This is a genomic window from Promicromonospora sp. CA-289599 (assembly GCF_050936155.1).
In the GTDB taxonomy this organism is placed as follows: Bacteria; Actinomycetota; Actinomycetes; order Actinomycetales; family Cellulomonadaceae; genus Promicromonospora.
Genome location: NZ_JBNJNI010000001.1, coordinates 1406903 through 1421829 on the forward strand (window position 1 = coordinate 1406903; position 14927 = coordinate 1421829).

At 69.7% G+C, this 14927-nt stretch carries 13 protein-coding genes and 1 pseudogene; 10 read left to right on the forward strand and 4 right to left on the reverse strand.

Features of this window, described 5'->3' with window-relative positions:
* The first annotated feature begins 38 nt into the window (after positions 1-38).
* Positions 39-833, forward strand: a complete 795-nt coding sequence (locus ACQEVI_RS06295; RefSeq protein WP_432895783.1) for a phosphotransferase — start codon at positions 39-41, stop codon at positions 831-833.
* Between the two features lie 25 nt (positions 834-858).
* Here the strand turns inward: ACQEVI_RS06295 and ACQEVI_RS06300 are convergent, their stop codons facing one another.
* On the reverse strand, positions 859-1407 hold the full coding sequence (locus tag ACQEVI_RS06300) for a CGNR zinc finger domain-containing protein (protein WP_432895785.1): 549 nt from the start codon (positions 1405-1407) through the stop codon (positions 859-861).
* 38 nt (positions 1408-1445) lie between these two features.
* Between ACQEVI_RS06300 and ACQEVI_RS06305 the strand changes: the two genes are divergently transcribed.
* The 5 genes and pseudogenes from ACQEVI_RS06305 (at position 1446) to ACQEVI_RS06325 (ending at position 8407) form a co-directional block, all read left to right on the forward strand.
* Positions 1446-2447: an EamA family transporter gene (locus tag ACQEVI_RS06305; RefSeq protein WP_432895787.1), complete on the forward strand. Its 1002-nt coding sequence runs from the start codon at positions 1446-1448 to the stop codon at positions 2445-2447.
* 157 nt (positions 2448-2604) lie between these two features.
* Positions 2605-2724: pseudogene (locus ACQEVI_RS06310) on the forward strand (helix-turn-helix domain-containing protein); the annotation flags it as partial.
* 207 nt (positions 2725-2931) lie between these two features.
* Positions 2932-4182: an RNA-guided endonuclease InsQ/TnpB family protein gene (locus ACQEVI_RS06315; RefSeq protein ID WP_432905821.1), complete on the forward strand. Its 1251-nt coding sequence runs from the start codon at positions 2932-2934 to the stop codon at positions 4180-4182.
* Positions 4183-4257: 75 nt separating this feature from the next.
* Entirely contained in the window at positions 4258-7044 is a 2787-nt protein-coding gene (locus ACQEVI_RS06320; RefSeq protein ID WP_432895789.1) for a DEAD/DEAH box helicase, read from the forward strand.
* A gap of 115 nt (positions 7045-7159) precedes the next feature.
* Positions 7160-8407: a hypothetical protein gene (locus ACQEVI_RS06325; RefSeq protein WP_432895791.1), complete on the forward strand. Its 1248-nt coding sequence runs from the start codon at positions 7160-7162 to the stop codon at positions 8405-8407.
* Positions 8408-8513: 106 nt separating this feature from the next.
* Here the strand turns inward: ACQEVI_RS06325 and ACQEVI_RS06330 are convergent, their stop codons facing one another.
* Both ACQEVI_RS06330 and ACQEVI_RS06335 read right to left on the reverse strand, forming a co-directional pair.
* Positions 8514-9767: a family 16 glycosylhydrolase gene (locus tag ACQEVI_RS06330; protein WP_432895793.1), complete on the reverse strand. Its 1254-nt coding sequence runs from the start codon at positions 9765-9767 to the stop codon at positions 8514-8516.
* Between the two features lie 144 nt (positions 9768-9911).
* Entirely contained in the window at positions 9912-10661 is a 750-nt protein-coding gene (locus ACQEVI_RS06335) for a TSUP family transporter (protein ID WP_432895795.1), read from the reverse strand.
* A 69-nt stretch (positions 10662-10730) separates the two neighbouring features.
* On the opposite strand from ACQEVI_RS06335, the gene ACQEVI_RS06340 reads away from it, so the two are divergent.
* Entirely contained in the window at positions 10731-12230 is a 1500-nt protein-coding gene (locus tag ACQEVI_RS06340) for an RNA-guided endonuclease TnpB family protein (RefSeq protein WP_432895797.1), read from the forward strand.
* Between the two features lie 136 nt (positions 12231-12366).
* Positions 12367-12867 carry a Cys-tRNA(Pro) deacylase gene (gene ybaK, locus ACQEVI_RS06345; protein ID WP_432895799.1) on the forward strand — a complete coding sequence of 167 codons (501 nt, stop codon included), beginning with the start codon at positions 12367-12369 and terminating at the stop codon, positions 12865-12867.
* Positions 12868-12966: 99 nt separating this feature from the next.
* On the opposite strand, the gene ACQEVI_RS06350 is transcribed toward ybaK, so the two are convergent.
* Positions 12967-13377: a YccF domain-containing protein gene (locus tag ACQEVI_RS06350; protein WP_432895801.1), complete on the reverse strand. Its 411-nt coding sequence runs from the start codon at positions 13375-13377 to the stop codon at positions 12967-12969.
* A gap of 118 nt (positions 13378-13495) precedes the next feature.
* Here ACQEVI_RS06350 and ACQEVI_RS06355 point away from each other — a divergent pair, with 118 nt between their 5' ends.
* The gene (locus tag ACQEVI_RS06355) at positions 13496-14281 is read left to right on the forward strand and encodes a YggS family pyridoxal phosphate-dependent enzyme (protein ID WP_432895803.1); all 786 of its coding nucleotides are present in this window, start codon (positions 13496-13498) and stop codon (positions 14279-14281) included.
* 76 nt (positions 14282-14357) lie between these two features.
* Positions 14358-14912: a GNAT family N-acetyltransferase gene (locus ACQEVI_RS06360; RefSeq protein WP_432895805.1), complete on the forward strand. Its 555-nt coding sequence runs from the start codon at positions 14358-14360 to the stop codon at positions 14910-14912.
* Positions 14913-14927 lie beyond the last annotated feature (15 nt).

Consider the following 14927-nt stretch of genomic DNA (forward strand, 5'->3'; position numbering starts at 1 on the left):
CGTCGTGGCGGCGCGGCGAGGTCTGGCACGCTGACCACATGACGATCCCCACCGGCGAGATCTCCGTGCCCGACGTCGTGCGGGAGCTGGCCGGCGAAGGGATCGTCACGCCGGCCTGGAGCAACGAGCTCGGCGGTCTCACGTTCCGCGTCGACCCGGTGCCGACGTCGGTGCAGCGGCCCGCCTACTTCGTGAAGTGGGCGCCCCGCTCGGAGCGGGCCACCATCGAGGGCGTCGACCTCACCGGCGAGGCGGCCCGGATGCGGTGGGCGGCTGACTACACGCCGGTGCCGCAGGTGCTCGAGGTCGGCGCCGACGAGCACGCCGAGTGGCTCGCGACGGTGGCGATCGACGCGCGCTCCGCCGTCGACCCCCGGTGGCTCGCCGAGCCCGAGACCGCCGCCCGGGCGATCGGCGCCGGGCTGCGTGCGCTCCACGACGCTCTTCCCATCGACGAGTGCCCGTGGACCTGGAGCATCGGCGACCGGATCGCCGTCGCCGAGGCACGGGCCGCCGGAGGCCATGCGTCCGAGGGGTGGTCGGCAGAGGCGCGCGCCCGCGTCCTCGACGCACCGGACCACGACCGGCTGGTCGTCTGCCACGGTGACGCCTGCGCCCCCAACACCCTGCTCGACGACGACGGCGGCTGGGCGGGCCACGTGGACCTCGGCGCGCTCGGGGTCGCCGACCGCTGGGCCGACCTGTCCGTCGCGACCTACAGCCTGGGCTGGAACTACGGGCCCGGCTACGAGCACCTCGTCTACGACGCGTACGGGATCGACGAGGACCCCGACCGGGTCGCCTACTACCGGCTCCTGTGGGACCTGGGCTGAGCACGCCCGGCAGCGTCCGGACCCGCTACGCGGTCACCGGCCGATCCGCCCGGCGCGCCCGGTGGGCCGCCTGGGCGTTGCGGTTGCTGCATGTCGTGGAGCAGTAGCGGCGTGAGCGGTTGCGGGAGAGGTCGAGGACGATCCCCGCGCAGTCGCTGTCCGCGCAGACCGCGAGACGGGACAGCTCGTCGTCCCGGATCACGTCGATCATCGCCATCGCCGTCTCGACGAGGATGCGAGTGGCGAGCGGGGCGTCGGCGGGCACCGCATGGATGTGCCAGTCGAGGGGCGGGTGGCGGACGAGCTGGGGCATCGCGCCAGCGTCCGCCAGCATCCTGTTGACCAGGTGCGCCGCCGAGTCCCGGTCTGCCGTGAGCAGCTCGCGCAGGGGGGCCTGGAGCGCCAGCACCTCGTCGAGCTCGGCCCGGGTGCTGTCGTGCCGCCCCGTGTAGCCGTGCCCGACGAAGAACGCGTCCAGCTCCGCGACGGTCCTGAGCGTGACCGGCGGCTCGGCAGCGTTCACCAGCGCGACGGTGGCCTGGAGCGCTTCCTCGGTGTCATGAGTGAAAACCACGTTGACACCTTATCCCGACGCCCCTACTGTCAGGACCCATGAGCGCTGTGACACCTGACATCGGCGGGGCGGGCCGTGTCCCCACCGGAGCCGACGCCGTGCGAACGCCGCCGACCCGCCGCCTGACCACCGGCCTTGTGTTCGCCGGCGTCTCGGCGGCGGCCTTCAGCCTGTCCGGGGTGTTCGCGAGCGGGCTGCTCGACACCGGCTGGAGCCCGGGCGCCATGGTCCTCGCCCGGGTCATGCTGGCGGCGGTCGTCGTGCTCCCGCTCGGCATCGTGTCGCTGCGCGGGGACTGGCGTCCCGTGCGCCGCAACCTGGGGCTCATCGCCGTCTACGGAGCGGTCTCGGTCGCGGGCTGTCAGTTCGCCTACTTCTCCGCGGTGCAGTACATGGCCGTCGGCCCGGCGCTCCTCATCGAGTACACGGCCCCTGCCGCCGTGGTGCTCTGGTTCTGGCTGCGCCACGGCCAGCGACCGACCAGGGCCACGATCATGGGCACGCTGCTCGCCGCCGTCGGGCTCGTGCTCGTCCTGGACCTGGTCTCCGGCGCTCCCGGCGCCACGGCCGTCGATCCCGCGGGCGTCGCCTGGGCCCTCGTCGCGATGCTCGGCGTCTCGACCTACTTCGTCATCAACGCGAACGTCGACACCGGCCTGCCGCCGCTCGCCCTGGCCGGCGGCGGCCTGACGGCCGCTTCCCTGGCGCTTGGCCTGCTCGGCGCGACGGGAATCATGCCCCTGACGTACAGCACCGCGTCGCCGGTCTACGCGGGAACCGAGGTGCCGTGGTGGCTGCCGGTGCTCGGCCTCGGCATCGTGACGGCAGGGCTCGCCTACGTGACGGGAATCGCCGCCGGCCGCCTCCTCGGCCCGCGGCTGTCCTCCTTCGTCGGGCTGTTCGAGGTCGTCGCGGCCATCGGGTTCGCCTGGCTGCTGCTCGGCGAGCTCCCGCGGCCGGTCCAGCTCGTGGGCGGCGTCCTGATCCTCGCCGGCGTCGTCGCGGTCCAGGCCGGCGAGAAGCGCGTCGGCGACGGCTAGGTCAGTACAGCTAGGCCGTGTTCGGAACTCGTCGGCGTTCGCGAGAAGGCCGGTTGTGGCTGGAAGATAACCGGATATCGAACTGAAGTCCGATCTGATTCAATTATCAAGCGCCTGTCGCAGGCCTTTGTCAGTGGCTGGTGGCAGGATGGCGGGCATGCGCAGGCACACGTCGTTCCGGTTTCGTCTCGACCCGTCGGTCGAGCAGGAACGTGTGCTGTCCCGGCATGTGGGTGCGGCGAGGTTTGCGTTCAACCAGGCCCTGCGCCTGCACAAGGACGCCCGATCCGCGGCCCGCCGTGGACAGGGCAAGAAGCCCGTTCCGGGAACTGCGCCGGACGGCGACCGCCACGGAGACGGCCACGTTCCGGTTGGGGTTCGGGTACCTCGGTCGGGGTTCGATCTGATCAACGCGTTCAACGCGTGGAAGAGGTCGGAGGCCGCCGGGCGCCGGTTCCTCGTCGACACGACCGGGCAGGCTCGGGTGGAGGTGACGGGTCTTACCTGGCGTGACCAGGTACTGGCGCAGGTGTTCGAGGAAGCCGCGGTCGACCTCGGGCGTGGTCTGAAAGCGTATATCGACTCCCGCACAGGTGCCCGGAAGGGACCGGAGGTCGGGTTCCCGCAGTTCAAGAAGAAGAGCCCGACCGGCGGGTCCTTCCGGATCCGACACAAGACCAGCAAGGGGCGTGGTGTCCGAGTCGGGGACGGGGAGCGCCCCCGGTCGGTGACGTTGCCGAAGATTGGCGTCCTGCGAGTGCGGGAGGACACCCGGCGGTTGCGCCGAATGATCGTCACCGGCCGGGCACGGATCCTGTTCGTGACCGTGTCCCGGGGCGCGAACCGGTGGTGGATCTCGATCACCCTCGAAGCCGCCGACCTGCACCCCGGGCACCAGCACCCCACAGCAGGGCACGCATCCCAACCGGTCGAGGCCGCGGTCGATAAGGATGACGCTCAGCCCACCGGGCACGGTGGGAACGGCTGGGTGGGCGTGGACCGGGGTCTGCATGCCTTAGCCGTCGCTGGCTCATCCAACGGCGTCGAGGTGCTCCGTCTGAACAACTCACGAGTCCTGCGGCGTGGGCTGCCGCGGCTACGTCGCCTGTCCAAGGCGGTGTCCCGGAAGAAGAAGGGATCGAAGAACCGAAAAAGGGCTGTCGTGCGTCTGGGACGGCAGCACGCCCGGATCCGTGACCGTCGTCGCCATGTGCTGCATCAGGTGTCCAACCAGCTGGTCAAGAACCACGCCCTACTGGTCCTGGAAGACCTGAACATCACCGGCATGCGATCCAACCGCAAGCTCTCCCGCGCCATCAACGATGCCGCGTGGGGTGAGCTCGCCCGACAGATCACCTACAAGCAGGCCTGGCGCGACGGCCAGGTCGTGGTCGCGGACCGGTGGTTCCCGTCGTCCAAGACCTGCTCCGCCTGCGGTGAGCTGCGCAAAGACCTGACGCTCAAGGACCGCACGTTCGAGTGCCGCGGGTGTGGGCTTGTGATGGATCGGGATCTGAATGCCGCAGTGAATCTCGCCGCCTGGGCCGAGAACCACACCTCACCCGTCGATGACGGTGCGGGGCGTGGTGTTGCCCGGGTCGGGGACCGTCAAGCAGCCGGCCCCGTCACCAACGCCCACCGACAGGACGCCCCCACCCGCGACGGCTCTCGTGGCCGTGGCGGGGAGGGACTGCATGACGTGGGAACCAACCCTCAGACCGCACCGGCGGCCTGAAATTTGGACGCCCGAGAAGGGCGGTGCTCTACAAGCCTCACGACTTGCACGCCGTAGGCCGCACGCTTTGCAAGAATGGGCAGCACCATGACGGCGCCCTCCTCGACAACCTCGACCTCCGCGACCTCCTTCTCCGCCACCAGCGATCCCAGACCGGCGTCGGCCACCCCGAAGCCCGCCGGGACCCTCATCCCGTACCTGCCCGCGCCCACGGGCAAGGATCCCGATCCGGACGTCCTGTTCGAGAGCTTCAGCGAGTGGGCCGCCGGGGGCGGACGCGCGCTCTACCCGCACCAGGAGGAAGCCCTCCTGGAGGTCATGACGGGTTCCCACGTCGTGCTCGCGACGCCAACAGGCTCGGGCAAGTCGATGGTGGCCATGGGCGCGCAGTTCGCCGCCCTGGCGGCCCACCGGTCAGGGCGCGGCGGGCGCACGTACTACACGGCCCCGCTGAAGGCGCTGGTCAGCGAGAAGTTCTTCGACCTGGTGGCGGCGTTCGGCTCGAAGAACGTCGGCATGATGACCGGCGACTCCGCCGTGAACCCGGACGCCCCGATCATCTGCTGCACGGCCGAGATCCTCGCGAACGTCGCGCTCCGCCGCGGTGACAGCGGTAGCGGCAGCGGCGTGGACGCCGACGAGGACGCCATCTCGCAGGTGGTCATGGACGAGTTCCACTACTACGGCGACCCCCAGCGCGGCTGGGCCTGGCAGGTCCCGCTGCTGGAGCTCACGGACACCCAGTTCATCCTCATGAGCGCCACCCTCGGCGACACGTCGCGCCTGCGCGAGGACATCGAGGAGCGCACCGGCCGGCCCGTCGCCGAGGTCGCGGGCGCCGAGCGCCCGGTGCCGCTCACGTTCTCCTACGTCGTCGAGCCGCTCACCGACGTCATCCAGGAGCTCGTCACCACCCACCGCGCCCCGGTGTACGTGGTCCACTTCACGCAGAAGGACGCCGTCGACCGGGCGCAGTCCATGCTGTCCATGAACGTCTCCACCAAGTCCGAGAAGGAGGCGATCATCGCGGAGATGGGCGCCTTCCGGTTCGGCACCGGGTTCGGCAAGACGCTCAGCAAGTTCCTGCGGCACGGCGTCGGTGTGCACCACGCGGGCATGCTGCCGAAGTACCGCCGCCTCGTCGAGCGCCTCACGCAGAAGGGCCTGCTCAAGGTCGTCTGCGGCACGGACACCCTGGGCGTCGGCATCAACGTGCCGATCCGCACGGTGCTGCTGACCAGCCTCGTGAAGTACGACGGCGAGCGCATGCGCCACCTGAGCGCCCGTGAGTTCCACCAGATCGCGGGCCGTGCGGGCCGCGCCGGGTTCGACACGGTGGGCGAGGTGCTCGTCATGGCGCCGGACCACGTCATCGAGAACCGCAAGGTCCTGGCCAAGGCCGGCGACGACCCGAAGAAGCTCAAGAAGATCGTGCGCAAGAAGGCGCCGTCGGGCAGCGTGAACTGGACCGACGCGACCTTCGAGCGCCTGCGCGACGCCGATCCGGAGCCGCTCGTCTCCCAGTTCCGCGTGAACCACGCGATGGTGCTGAACGTCCTGGCCCGCGCCTCGGCCCGGTCGGCCGGCCACGGGGCGGCGGGCACCGCCGGCGATCCCGTGGATGCCATGCGCCACCTCCTGACGGCCAACCACGACACGGAGACGCAGCAGGCCGAGCACGTGCGGCAGGCGTTCCGGATCTACCGCTCGCTGCGGATCGCGGGCGTCGTCGAGAAGGTGCGGGTGCCCGACGCCGAGGGCCGGCTCCGGCCGTCCGCCCGCCTCATGGTGGATCTCCCCCGCGACTTCGCGCTGAACCAGCCGCTCTCGCCGTTCGCCCTGGCGGCCATGGACCTGCTCGACGTCGAGAGCCCGACGCACGCGCTCGACGTCGTCTCCATCATCGAGGCCACCCTCGACGACCCGCGCCAGGTGCTCATGGGCCAGCAGAACCGGGCGCGCGGCGAGGCGGTCGCGGCGATGAAGGCCGAGGGGCTGGAGTACGAGGAGCGCATGGAGCTCCTGGAGGAGGTCACGTGGCCCAAGCCGCTCGCCGAGCTCCTCGAGCCCGCGTTCCACACCTATCGCCGCACCAACCCGTGGGTGGCGGACGCACAGCTGTCCCCCAAGTCGGTGGTGCGCGACATGGTCGAGAAGGCCATGACGTTCGCCGAGATCGTGAGCGTGTACGGCCTGGAGCGCACCGAGGGCGTGGTCCTGCGCTACCTCGCCGACGCCTTCCGTGCGGTACGCCAGGTGGTCCCCGACGAGCACCGCACCGAAGAGGTGCAGGAGATCATCGAGTGGCTCGGTGAGCTCGTGCGCGGCGTTGACTCCTCGTTGCTTGACGAGTGGGAACGCTTGGCCAACCCTGTGGACGACGATGCCGACCTCGTGACGGACGGCGAGCTGGCCAGCGCCGGGGCCGAGGCTCCCGTGCGACCCGTCACCGGCAACCCGCGCGCGTTCCGCCGACTGGTCCGCAACGCGATGTTCCGCCGCGTCGAGCTCATCGCACGCGAGTCCTACGGGGCGCTGGCCGCGCTGGGCGGCGGCTGGGACGCCGACGCCTGGGCGGACGCGCTGGACCCGCTGTTCGAGGAACAGGGCGACGACGCCGTCGGCTTCGGCCCGGAGGCACGGTCGGGCGCGCTGCTGACGATCCTCGAGCCCGGCGCCGAGCTGCCGGGAGGGGCGGGCGGCGACACCGTCCGCGTCGAGACCGGGACCTGGTGGGTCCGGCAGGTGCTCGACGACGCCGACAGCAACCGCGACTGGGCCTTCACCGCCCTGGTCGACCTGGCCGCGAGCGACGAGGCGGGCGAGGTAGTGCTGACAGTGCTGGGCGTCGGACAGATCTGACCAAAATGCGCACTTAGGTGAACATTTACCATTCAAGGTAAGTTTCGTACACTTCTGTTAATTGAGTCAGGGTCAGCAACGCCGCTGGCCCGGCCCGGACGACAGGAGTGTTTCCATGCGCTTCCGCCCCGCCGTACTCACCGCACTGTTCTCGCTCATCGTTCCAGCCGCACTCGCCGCCGCGACGTCACCCGCAGCCGCGGCACCCCTGGCCGCCGACGGCCCCGGCGTCGGCACACCGTGGGTCGTCACCCTCGGTGACTCCTACATCTCCGGGGAGGCCGGCCGCTGGGCCGGCGCCTCCAACACCGACTACCGGCGCGCCGACGCGCTGGGCCCGAACGCCTACCACGACAACGCCGGCGGCACCGGCGAGACCATCGCCCGCTGCCATCGGGCGTCGTCCGCCGAGGCCCACATCGGCGGCGGCGTCAACGGACTCAACCTCGCCTGCAGCGGGGCCCGGACCACCACCGCGACCGGCACGAACTTCAAGCCCGGCATCGACTTCTTCAACAGCTCGGCGGGCAAGGGCCAGGCGCTCATGCTCCAGGAGGCCGCCACCACCAGGAACGTGCGCATGGTCGTGGTCTCGATCGGCGGGAACGACTTCGAGTTCGCGAGCGCCGTCCAGACCTGCGTGGTCAACTTCCTCACGTCGCCGTCCTGGTGGAAGAACTACTGCCACGACGACGGCTCCGTCGCGGAGAACTTCACCGCCGCGAACGTGGCCGACATCCGGTCCCGCGTGGCGGGAGCCCTCGACAACGTCGCGACCGCGATGAGCAACGCCGGGTACAGCACCTCACAGTGGACCCTGGTGGTCCAGACCTACCCGTCGCCCATGCCGGACGGCTCCGGCTTCCGGTACTCCGAGTCGGGCTACACGCGTCAGTCCGTCGGCGGGTGCGGCGTCTGGAACCGGGACGCCGACTGGGCGAACGCCACGGCGCTGCCCACCATCAACGGTGCGCTGCTGGGTGCGGCGTCCGACGTCGGGCTGCCGAACGTCCGCACCCTCGACATGACGCACGCGTTCGACGGCAAGCGGCTGTGCGAGAGGGGCGTCGGGCTGTACGAGGAGATCGGCCTGCCGAACTGGCAGTCCCCCGGCGCCGCCGACCGGACCGAGTGGGTCAACCAGGTCCGCACGGTCACCACGATCGGCGACTCGCCGTACTACGTCCAGGAGTCGCTGCACCCCAGCTACTGGGGACAGCTCGCGATGCGCAACTGCCTGCGGCAGGTGTGGAACGACGGGACCCCGCGCAGCGGCAGCTGCACGGTCGGCAACCTCGGGACGGCCAGGCTCACCCCCTCAGGCGAACCATCGATGACCCTGGGCCCGCTGGACAAGGACTGACCACCCGCCGAGTGCAGACTTGGTCGCGGTCAGAGGGCCTCCATCCGCAACCAAGTCTGCACTCACCGAATCAAGGGGCGACCAGGTCCGCACTCTCGCTAGCCGGTCACTGGCGTTCGAGCGCCCACACCGTGTTGCCGGTGGTCGATCCGGTGTTCCATCTCGGCTGACTGCCCGACGCATACAGGTAGTCCCTGCCACTGGCCTGGTTGTTCAGCCGGAAGCCGCCGGAGGCTTCCTCGACGCTCCATCGCGAGTCGTCGTAGACGTCACCGGAGTTCCAGATGACCCGGTTGTTCGGCTCGGTGTCGAGGTTGCCGCGGCCGGACCTGACGTTGTCGAACACCCAGGCCCCGGTGGAGTCCTTCCTGGCGACCCACTTCTGGTCGTCGTAGGTGCTGGAGCCGGTCAGCACGAGTGCGCCGGCCGCGTCCGAGTCCAGGTACTGGCCGGTGCCCGTGTTCTTGATCTTGTAGGTGGCCCCGCTCACGAGCGGGTCGCTGCTGCTGCCGCCGTCGCTGGAGTAGGCGCGGAAGTAGTCGACGACGAACTCCTTCGGCCGCGGGTCGTCGGGATCGACGTCGCCGGTCCACTCGGCTCGCTCGTAGGCGCCGAGGAAGAACACGGCGGGATAGTCCAGAGACTGGTTGATGGTGTGCACGTGGACGTTGTCGATGAACAGCTTGAGCTGGGTCGGGGTCCACTCGACGGCGTAGACGTGCATCTCGGTCGTCATGTCGAACCCGACTCGGACGCGGTCCTGCACCAGGCGCAGGTTCGGGTCGGACCAGGGGTACAGGTTGTAGTTGAAGCTGCTGCGCCCGTGGATGCCGGCGTGCTCCATGATGTCGACCTCACCCCGCTGCGCCCAGGTGTCCTGGCGACCGATCATCCAGAACGCGGTGTGGAAGCCGCTGCGCGCGTTGCTCTTCGCACGGATCTCGAAGTACCCGTACTTGGGGGTGTACTTCATGTCCGTCGGGATCGAGTGGTCGAACTGGTCGTCCTTGTGCAGGTTGGTCTTTTGTCCCGTCTGGATGCTGGAGACCTTCATCGGGTTGCCGTTGCCGTAGTACTCCGGCTGATCGTCGTCGATCCGCAGGACGAGCGCGCCGTCGCGGAAGTTGTAGCGGGCCCTGGACCGCCATTCCGCGGTTCGCGATTCGAGGTAGTTCGTGACCCAGAGGCTTGGGTCGAGGCTGCCGTTGAACTCGTCGTTCCGGTCGAGTCGCCACCCCGGCTTCTCGATCGGGTTCGGTGGGAAGTCCGCCGCGGTCGATAGCTCACCCGCGACGGTGGATGCCTCGGCCTCGGTGGCCTGACCGGCGCCGGTGGCGGCGAGGGTCGAGGCAAGAAGCACGGCGAGTGCTCCCAACCCGGCCATACGTCTTGTACTCGGTCTCGTTCTCCTCATTGACAACGTCCCCTTCGACCGTGCGGATTGTAACGATACATTCCCGCATTCGCAGTGCTACGTCAAGACCTCCGGCCGTTCTGCTCTCGGTCAGACGAGCCCGAGGAGACCGCGGGTCAGGGTCGCCAGGCCGCCGACGTAGGCGAGCGTCACGAGCACCTTGCGCGTGGCGCTCGCCGAGATCCGTCCGACGAGCAGCTCGCCCAGCCCGACGGAGGCCAGGAGGGCGACCAGGACCACCGCCCACTCCCAGATGGCCAGGTCCGGGAACGTGGCATCCGCGACCAGGAGCTTGGCCGCCATCGCCGCGAGTGCGTTGGTCAGGAAGATCGGCTGGACCGTGGCCGCGAACACGCGCGGGTCCCAGCGGTCGAGCACGGAGTAGACGGCGATGGGCGGGCCGCTGATCCCTGCGGCGACGCTGCCGAACCCGGCCGCCGCACCCGTGATCAGCAGCGGCAGGCGGGCCTCCGGTGCGAACGCGCGCTCCGCCCCGCGCAGGCGCGAGGTGACCTGGGCGAGCGCCATCGCGCCCACCACGATGGCACCCATGCCGATCTCCAGCGCGGACGTGCTCGCGTCCCGGATGAGCAGGGCGGCCGGCACCGTGACGAGGACCGACGCCGTCACCAGCCAGCGGTAGCGGCGCCAGTCGACGCCGCGGATCGTGCGCCCGAGCACGAGCAGCGCCATCATCGCGCCGGCGAGGTTGACGAAGAGCACGCCCTCGACGGGACCGATGAGGAGCACGATGAACGGGCCGGCGACGAGCCCGAAGCCCATCCCCGCGACGCGTTGCAGGGAGCCCCCGACGAGGATGGCGACGACCAGGAGGGCCAAGAGCCCGCCCGTAGACTCCAGATCTAGTCCGTCGAGGTTGATGTCAGTGTCTCCATCTAACGTTCGGATATGCCTCGGCACACGACCTTCCGGTTCTGCCTCGACCCCACGGTCGAGCAGACGGTGGCGCTCGCCCGCCACGCGGGCGCGGCGAGGTTTGCGTACAACCAATGCCTGCGGCTGCACCTAGACGCCCGCGAACGCTACCGTGCCCGTGCTGGTCACGATGACGACGCCAATGAGGACGACGACGCCGACCGGGCTCTGGTCAAGGTGCCATGGTCGAGGTTTAGTCTGATCAACGCGTTCAACCAGTGGAAGGTGTCTCAGGACGCCGGACGCCGGTTCCTGGTCGCGGGTAGCGGTGTCGCGGAGATGGAGGTGACCGGGCTGGCCTGGCGGAGTGAGGTGTCCGCACAAGTTTCCGAGGAAGCAGCCGTCGACCTCAGCCGTGGCCTGGCCGCATGGACCAATTCCCGGTCCGGAAAGCGCAAGGGCCGCCCGGTCGGACATCCGAGATTCAAGAAGAAGAACCACACGACCGGATCGTTCCGGATGCGGAACAAGACTCAGGGCAACCGGTCCTCGATCCATATCGGGACCGGCAACCGGCCACGGTCGGTGACGCTGCCCAGGATCGGCAGCATCCGCGTGCAGGAAGACACCCGCCGCCTGCGCCGCATGATCGCTCATGGTCGTGCCCGGATCCTGCAAGCCACCATCACCCGCGGCGCCCGCCGATGGTGGATATCCGTGACTGTCGAGGCCGCCGACCTGCACCCCATAGCCCAGCACCCGCCCCGCTTGAACGACAACGAGAAGGGCTGGGTGGGTGTCGATCGTGGCCTGCACGCCCTGGTGGTTGCCGGCACCCGGGACGGAACCGAGACCCTGCGCGTCCAAGCACCCAAGATCCTGACCACCCGACTGCGACAGCAGCGGCGTATCACCCGTGCCGTCTCGCGCAAGAAGCGCGGGTCCGCCAACCAGCGCAAGGCGCGAACGCGCCTGGCGAGACATCATCTCCGGGTGCGGGACACCCGGCAGCACTTCCTTCACCAGGTCTCCAACCAGCTGGTCAAGACCCACGACAAGCTGGTCCTGGAAGACCTGAACATCACCGGCATCATGTCCAACCGGCGTCTCGCCCGAGCCGTCAGTGACGGCGCGTGGGGTGAGCTGGCCCGCCAGCTCACCTACAAACAACACTGGCGTAACGGGCAGGTCGTCGTCGCGGACCGATGGTTCCCGTCGTCCAAGACCTGCTCGTCCTGCGAGCACGTCAAGAAGGTCCTGACCCTCAGGGACCGTACCTATACCTGCGATCGCTGCGGGCTGGTTCGAGACCGGGACCTGAATGCCGCCGCCAACCTCGCCGCCTGGGCCGAGGACCACACTTCTACCGTCACAGACGGGACGGGACGTGGTGAAGTCCGGGACGGGGACCGTCAAGCAGCTGGCCCCGACATCAAGGTCTGCCGACGGGACGGCACTGGCCCACACAATCGTGTGGGTGAAACCAGCCCGGACGACGCAGGAACCCCGGCACTGGCCGCACCCGCGGCCTGAACCAGTGGACGCCCGAGAAGGGCGGTGCCCGTGAACACCACAGTTCACGGACACGCTGCAACACGTTACCCACGCTAACTAACTGATGCCGTCCGACCGAATCGCCCGGGAATGCCGGACGAGGCAGAATCGCGTCGTGGCCAAGAAGACAGCACGCGCGACCCACGGGACCCCCGCCGTCGTATCGCTCGAGAAGGCGGGTGTACCGCACACCCTGCATCCCTACGAGCACGACCCGTCGAGCGACCTGAGCTACGGCATGGAGGCCGCGGAGGCGATCGGCGTCGACGCCCCGCAGGTGTTCAAGACCCTGCTGGCCGACGTCGACGGGAGACTCGTCGTAGGCATCGTGCCGGTGGACCGCAAGCTGGACCTCAAGGCCCTCGCCCGGGCGGCCGGCGGCAAGAAGGCCGCGATGGCCGAGCCCGCGGCGGCGGAGCGGGCGACCGGGTACGTGGTCGGCGGCATCTCGCCGCTGGGCCAGAAGACGCGGCACGTCACGGTGCTCGACGAGTCCGCGGAGGCGTACGACGTCGTCTACGTCTCCGGCGGCAGACGCGGGCTCGACGTCGGCCTCGCACCTGCCGACCTGCTGACCCTGACGTCCGGCACGACGGCCCCCATCGCCCGCGACTGACTCATCCGGCGCCCGACGAGAACGGGGTTGTGTTCCTGGCGAAGCGCGACAGGAACACAACCCCGTTCTCGACTACCCGGTCGACCGGTCGACCGCTGATCAGGCGGCTACCTGCTTGCGGTAGGTCGGGAGGAGGGCGTCGCTGGAGACGATCTGCTTGCCGAGCGGCATGAGCGAGACCGGGATGAGCTTGAGGTTCGCCCAGGCCATCGGGATGCCGATGATCGAGATGGCGAGCGGGATCGCGGTGACGATGTGCCCCAGCGCGAGCCACCAGCCGGCCACGATCACCCAGATGACGTTCCCGATCAGGGCGAACGCTCCGGAACGCGGGCTCTCGACGACCTCACGGCCGAACGGCCACAGGGCGTACCCCGCGATGCGGAAGGACGCGATGCCGAACGGGATGGTGACGATGAGCAGGCAGCAGATGATCCCCGCGAGCATGTAGCCGAGCCACAGCCCGAACCCCGCGAAGATGACCCAGATGATGTTCAGCAGCGTCTTCATGGGTCCCATCCTTCCGTAGTGGAACAGGTCCTCGGAACCGGGAAACCCCCTGATCCCACCCTGAACCGCCCGCGGACGGGCGTGCAACCGTACAGCCCGGCCGAAATAGACTCGCCGCGTGCCCGACCAGTCCCAGCCCTCTGTCGCCGAGCGCCTGACGCTCGTCCGCGACCGCATCACCGCGGCCGCCGTCGCCGCCGGACGAGACCCTGCCGAGGTGCGCCTCCTCGTCGCGACCAAGACGCAGACGCCGGAGGCCGTGCTCGAGGCGCTGGCGGCGGGCGTCGACCTGATCGGCGAGAACCGGGTGCAGGAGCTGGTCGCGAAGGCGCCCGCCGTCGCGGACCGGGTAGCGGCCGGTGCGCTGCAGGTCCACATGATCGGCCACCTGCAGCGCAACAAGATCAACCAGGTGCTGGCCACTGCGACGGGCCTGGAGACGCTCGACTCGCTGGAGCTCGCCCAGGCCGTCTCGGACCGCTGCGTGCGCGACGGCCGCACCGGTGACCGCGCCCTGGACGTGATGGTCCAGGTCAACGTCACGGGCGAGGAGAGCAAGTACGGCGTCCGGCCCGACGACGCCGTCCCGCTCGCGATCGCGGTCGCCGCGCTGCCGGGTCTGCGGCTGACCGGTTTCATGACCATCGGCGCGCGTCTCCCCGAGCCGGCGGGCAGCAGCCCGGCGGACGACGGCTCCGCGGAGGACACGGTCCGTGCGGGGTTCGCGCGGCTGCGTGCCGTCCGGGACGAGGTCCGCGCGTCGGACGCCGCTGGGACGAGCGCGGCCATCAACCTCTCGATGGGCATGACCGGCGACCTGGAGCTGGCGATCGCCGAGGGCGCGACCATCGTGCGCGTTGGCACCGCGGTCTTCGGGCCACGAGTGACCGCCACCACTCTTTGACGCAGGTCACAGACCTGCGCGGGCGAAACGGCTAACGTCAGGGGCTCCCCCTCGACCTCCTTGGAGTGATCGCGCCATGCCCATGGCCACCCTGCTGCGCCCCGCCACTGACGCCGATGTCTCTCGCCTGGTCACGCTCAACAACGCGTCGATCCCCGCCGTCCCGGACACGCCTGCCGACGACATGGTCGAGCTGCTCGACGCCTCGTCGCTCGCCCTGGTCGCCATCGACCCCGAGACGCCCACTGACCCGCTCGGCTTCGTCGTCGCGCTCGAGGGCGGCGAGGACTGGGCCGGCGAGAACTACGCCTGGTTCGAGGAGCGCGGCCTGGACCACCTGTACGTGGACCGCATAGTGGTGGGCGAGGGCGCCCGGGGCCGAGGCATCGGCAAGCTCTTCTACGACGCCGTGTTCGACGCCGCCCGCACCGCCGGGCACGACGTCGTCACCTGCGAGGTCAACCTGGACCCGCCGAACCCCGGTTCGCTGCGCTTCCACGGTCGCCTCGGGTTCGAGGAGCGCGGGCAGCAGCTCACCAAGGGCGGCGACATCCTGGTCGCGAAGCTGGCCGCCGACGTCCGCAACGCCGCCGCCCGCCCAACCCCCACCCCCGCGATGGCAGGAGCCTGACCGCCCGCGAGGGGG

Excerpts from the sequence above, each read along its gene's own strand:
- ACQEVI_RS06295 (WP_432895783.1), top strand. The coding sequence starts at position 39 with ATGACGATCCCCACCGGCGAGATCTCCGTGCCCGACGTCGTGCGGGAG.
- ACQEVI_RS06305 (WP_432895787.1), top strand. The coding sequence starts at position 1,446 with ATGAGCGCTGTGACACCTGACATCGGCGGGGCGGGCCGTGTCCCCACC.
- ACQEVI_RS06320 (WP_432895789.1), top strand. The coding sequence starts at position 4,258 with ATGGGCAGCACCATGACGGCGCCCTCCTCGACAACCTCGACCTCCGCG.
- ACQEVI_RS06325 (WP_432895791.1), top strand. The coding sequence starts at position 7,160 with ATGCGCTTCCGCCCCGCCGTACTCACCGCACTGTTCTCGCTCATCGTT.
- ACQEVI_RS06340 (WP_432895797.1), top strand. The coding sequence starts at position 10,731 with ATGCCTCGGCACACGACCTTCCGGTTCTGCCTCGACCCCACGGTCGAG.
- ACQEVI_RS06350 (WP_432895801.1), bottom strand. The coding sequence starts at position 13,377 with ATGAAGACGCTGCTGAACATCATCTGGGTCATCTTCGCGGGGTTCGGG.
- ACQEVI_RS06360 (WP_432895805.1), top strand. The coding sequence starts at position 14,358 with ATGCCCATGGCCACCCTGCTGCGCCCCGCCACTGACGCCGATGTCTCT.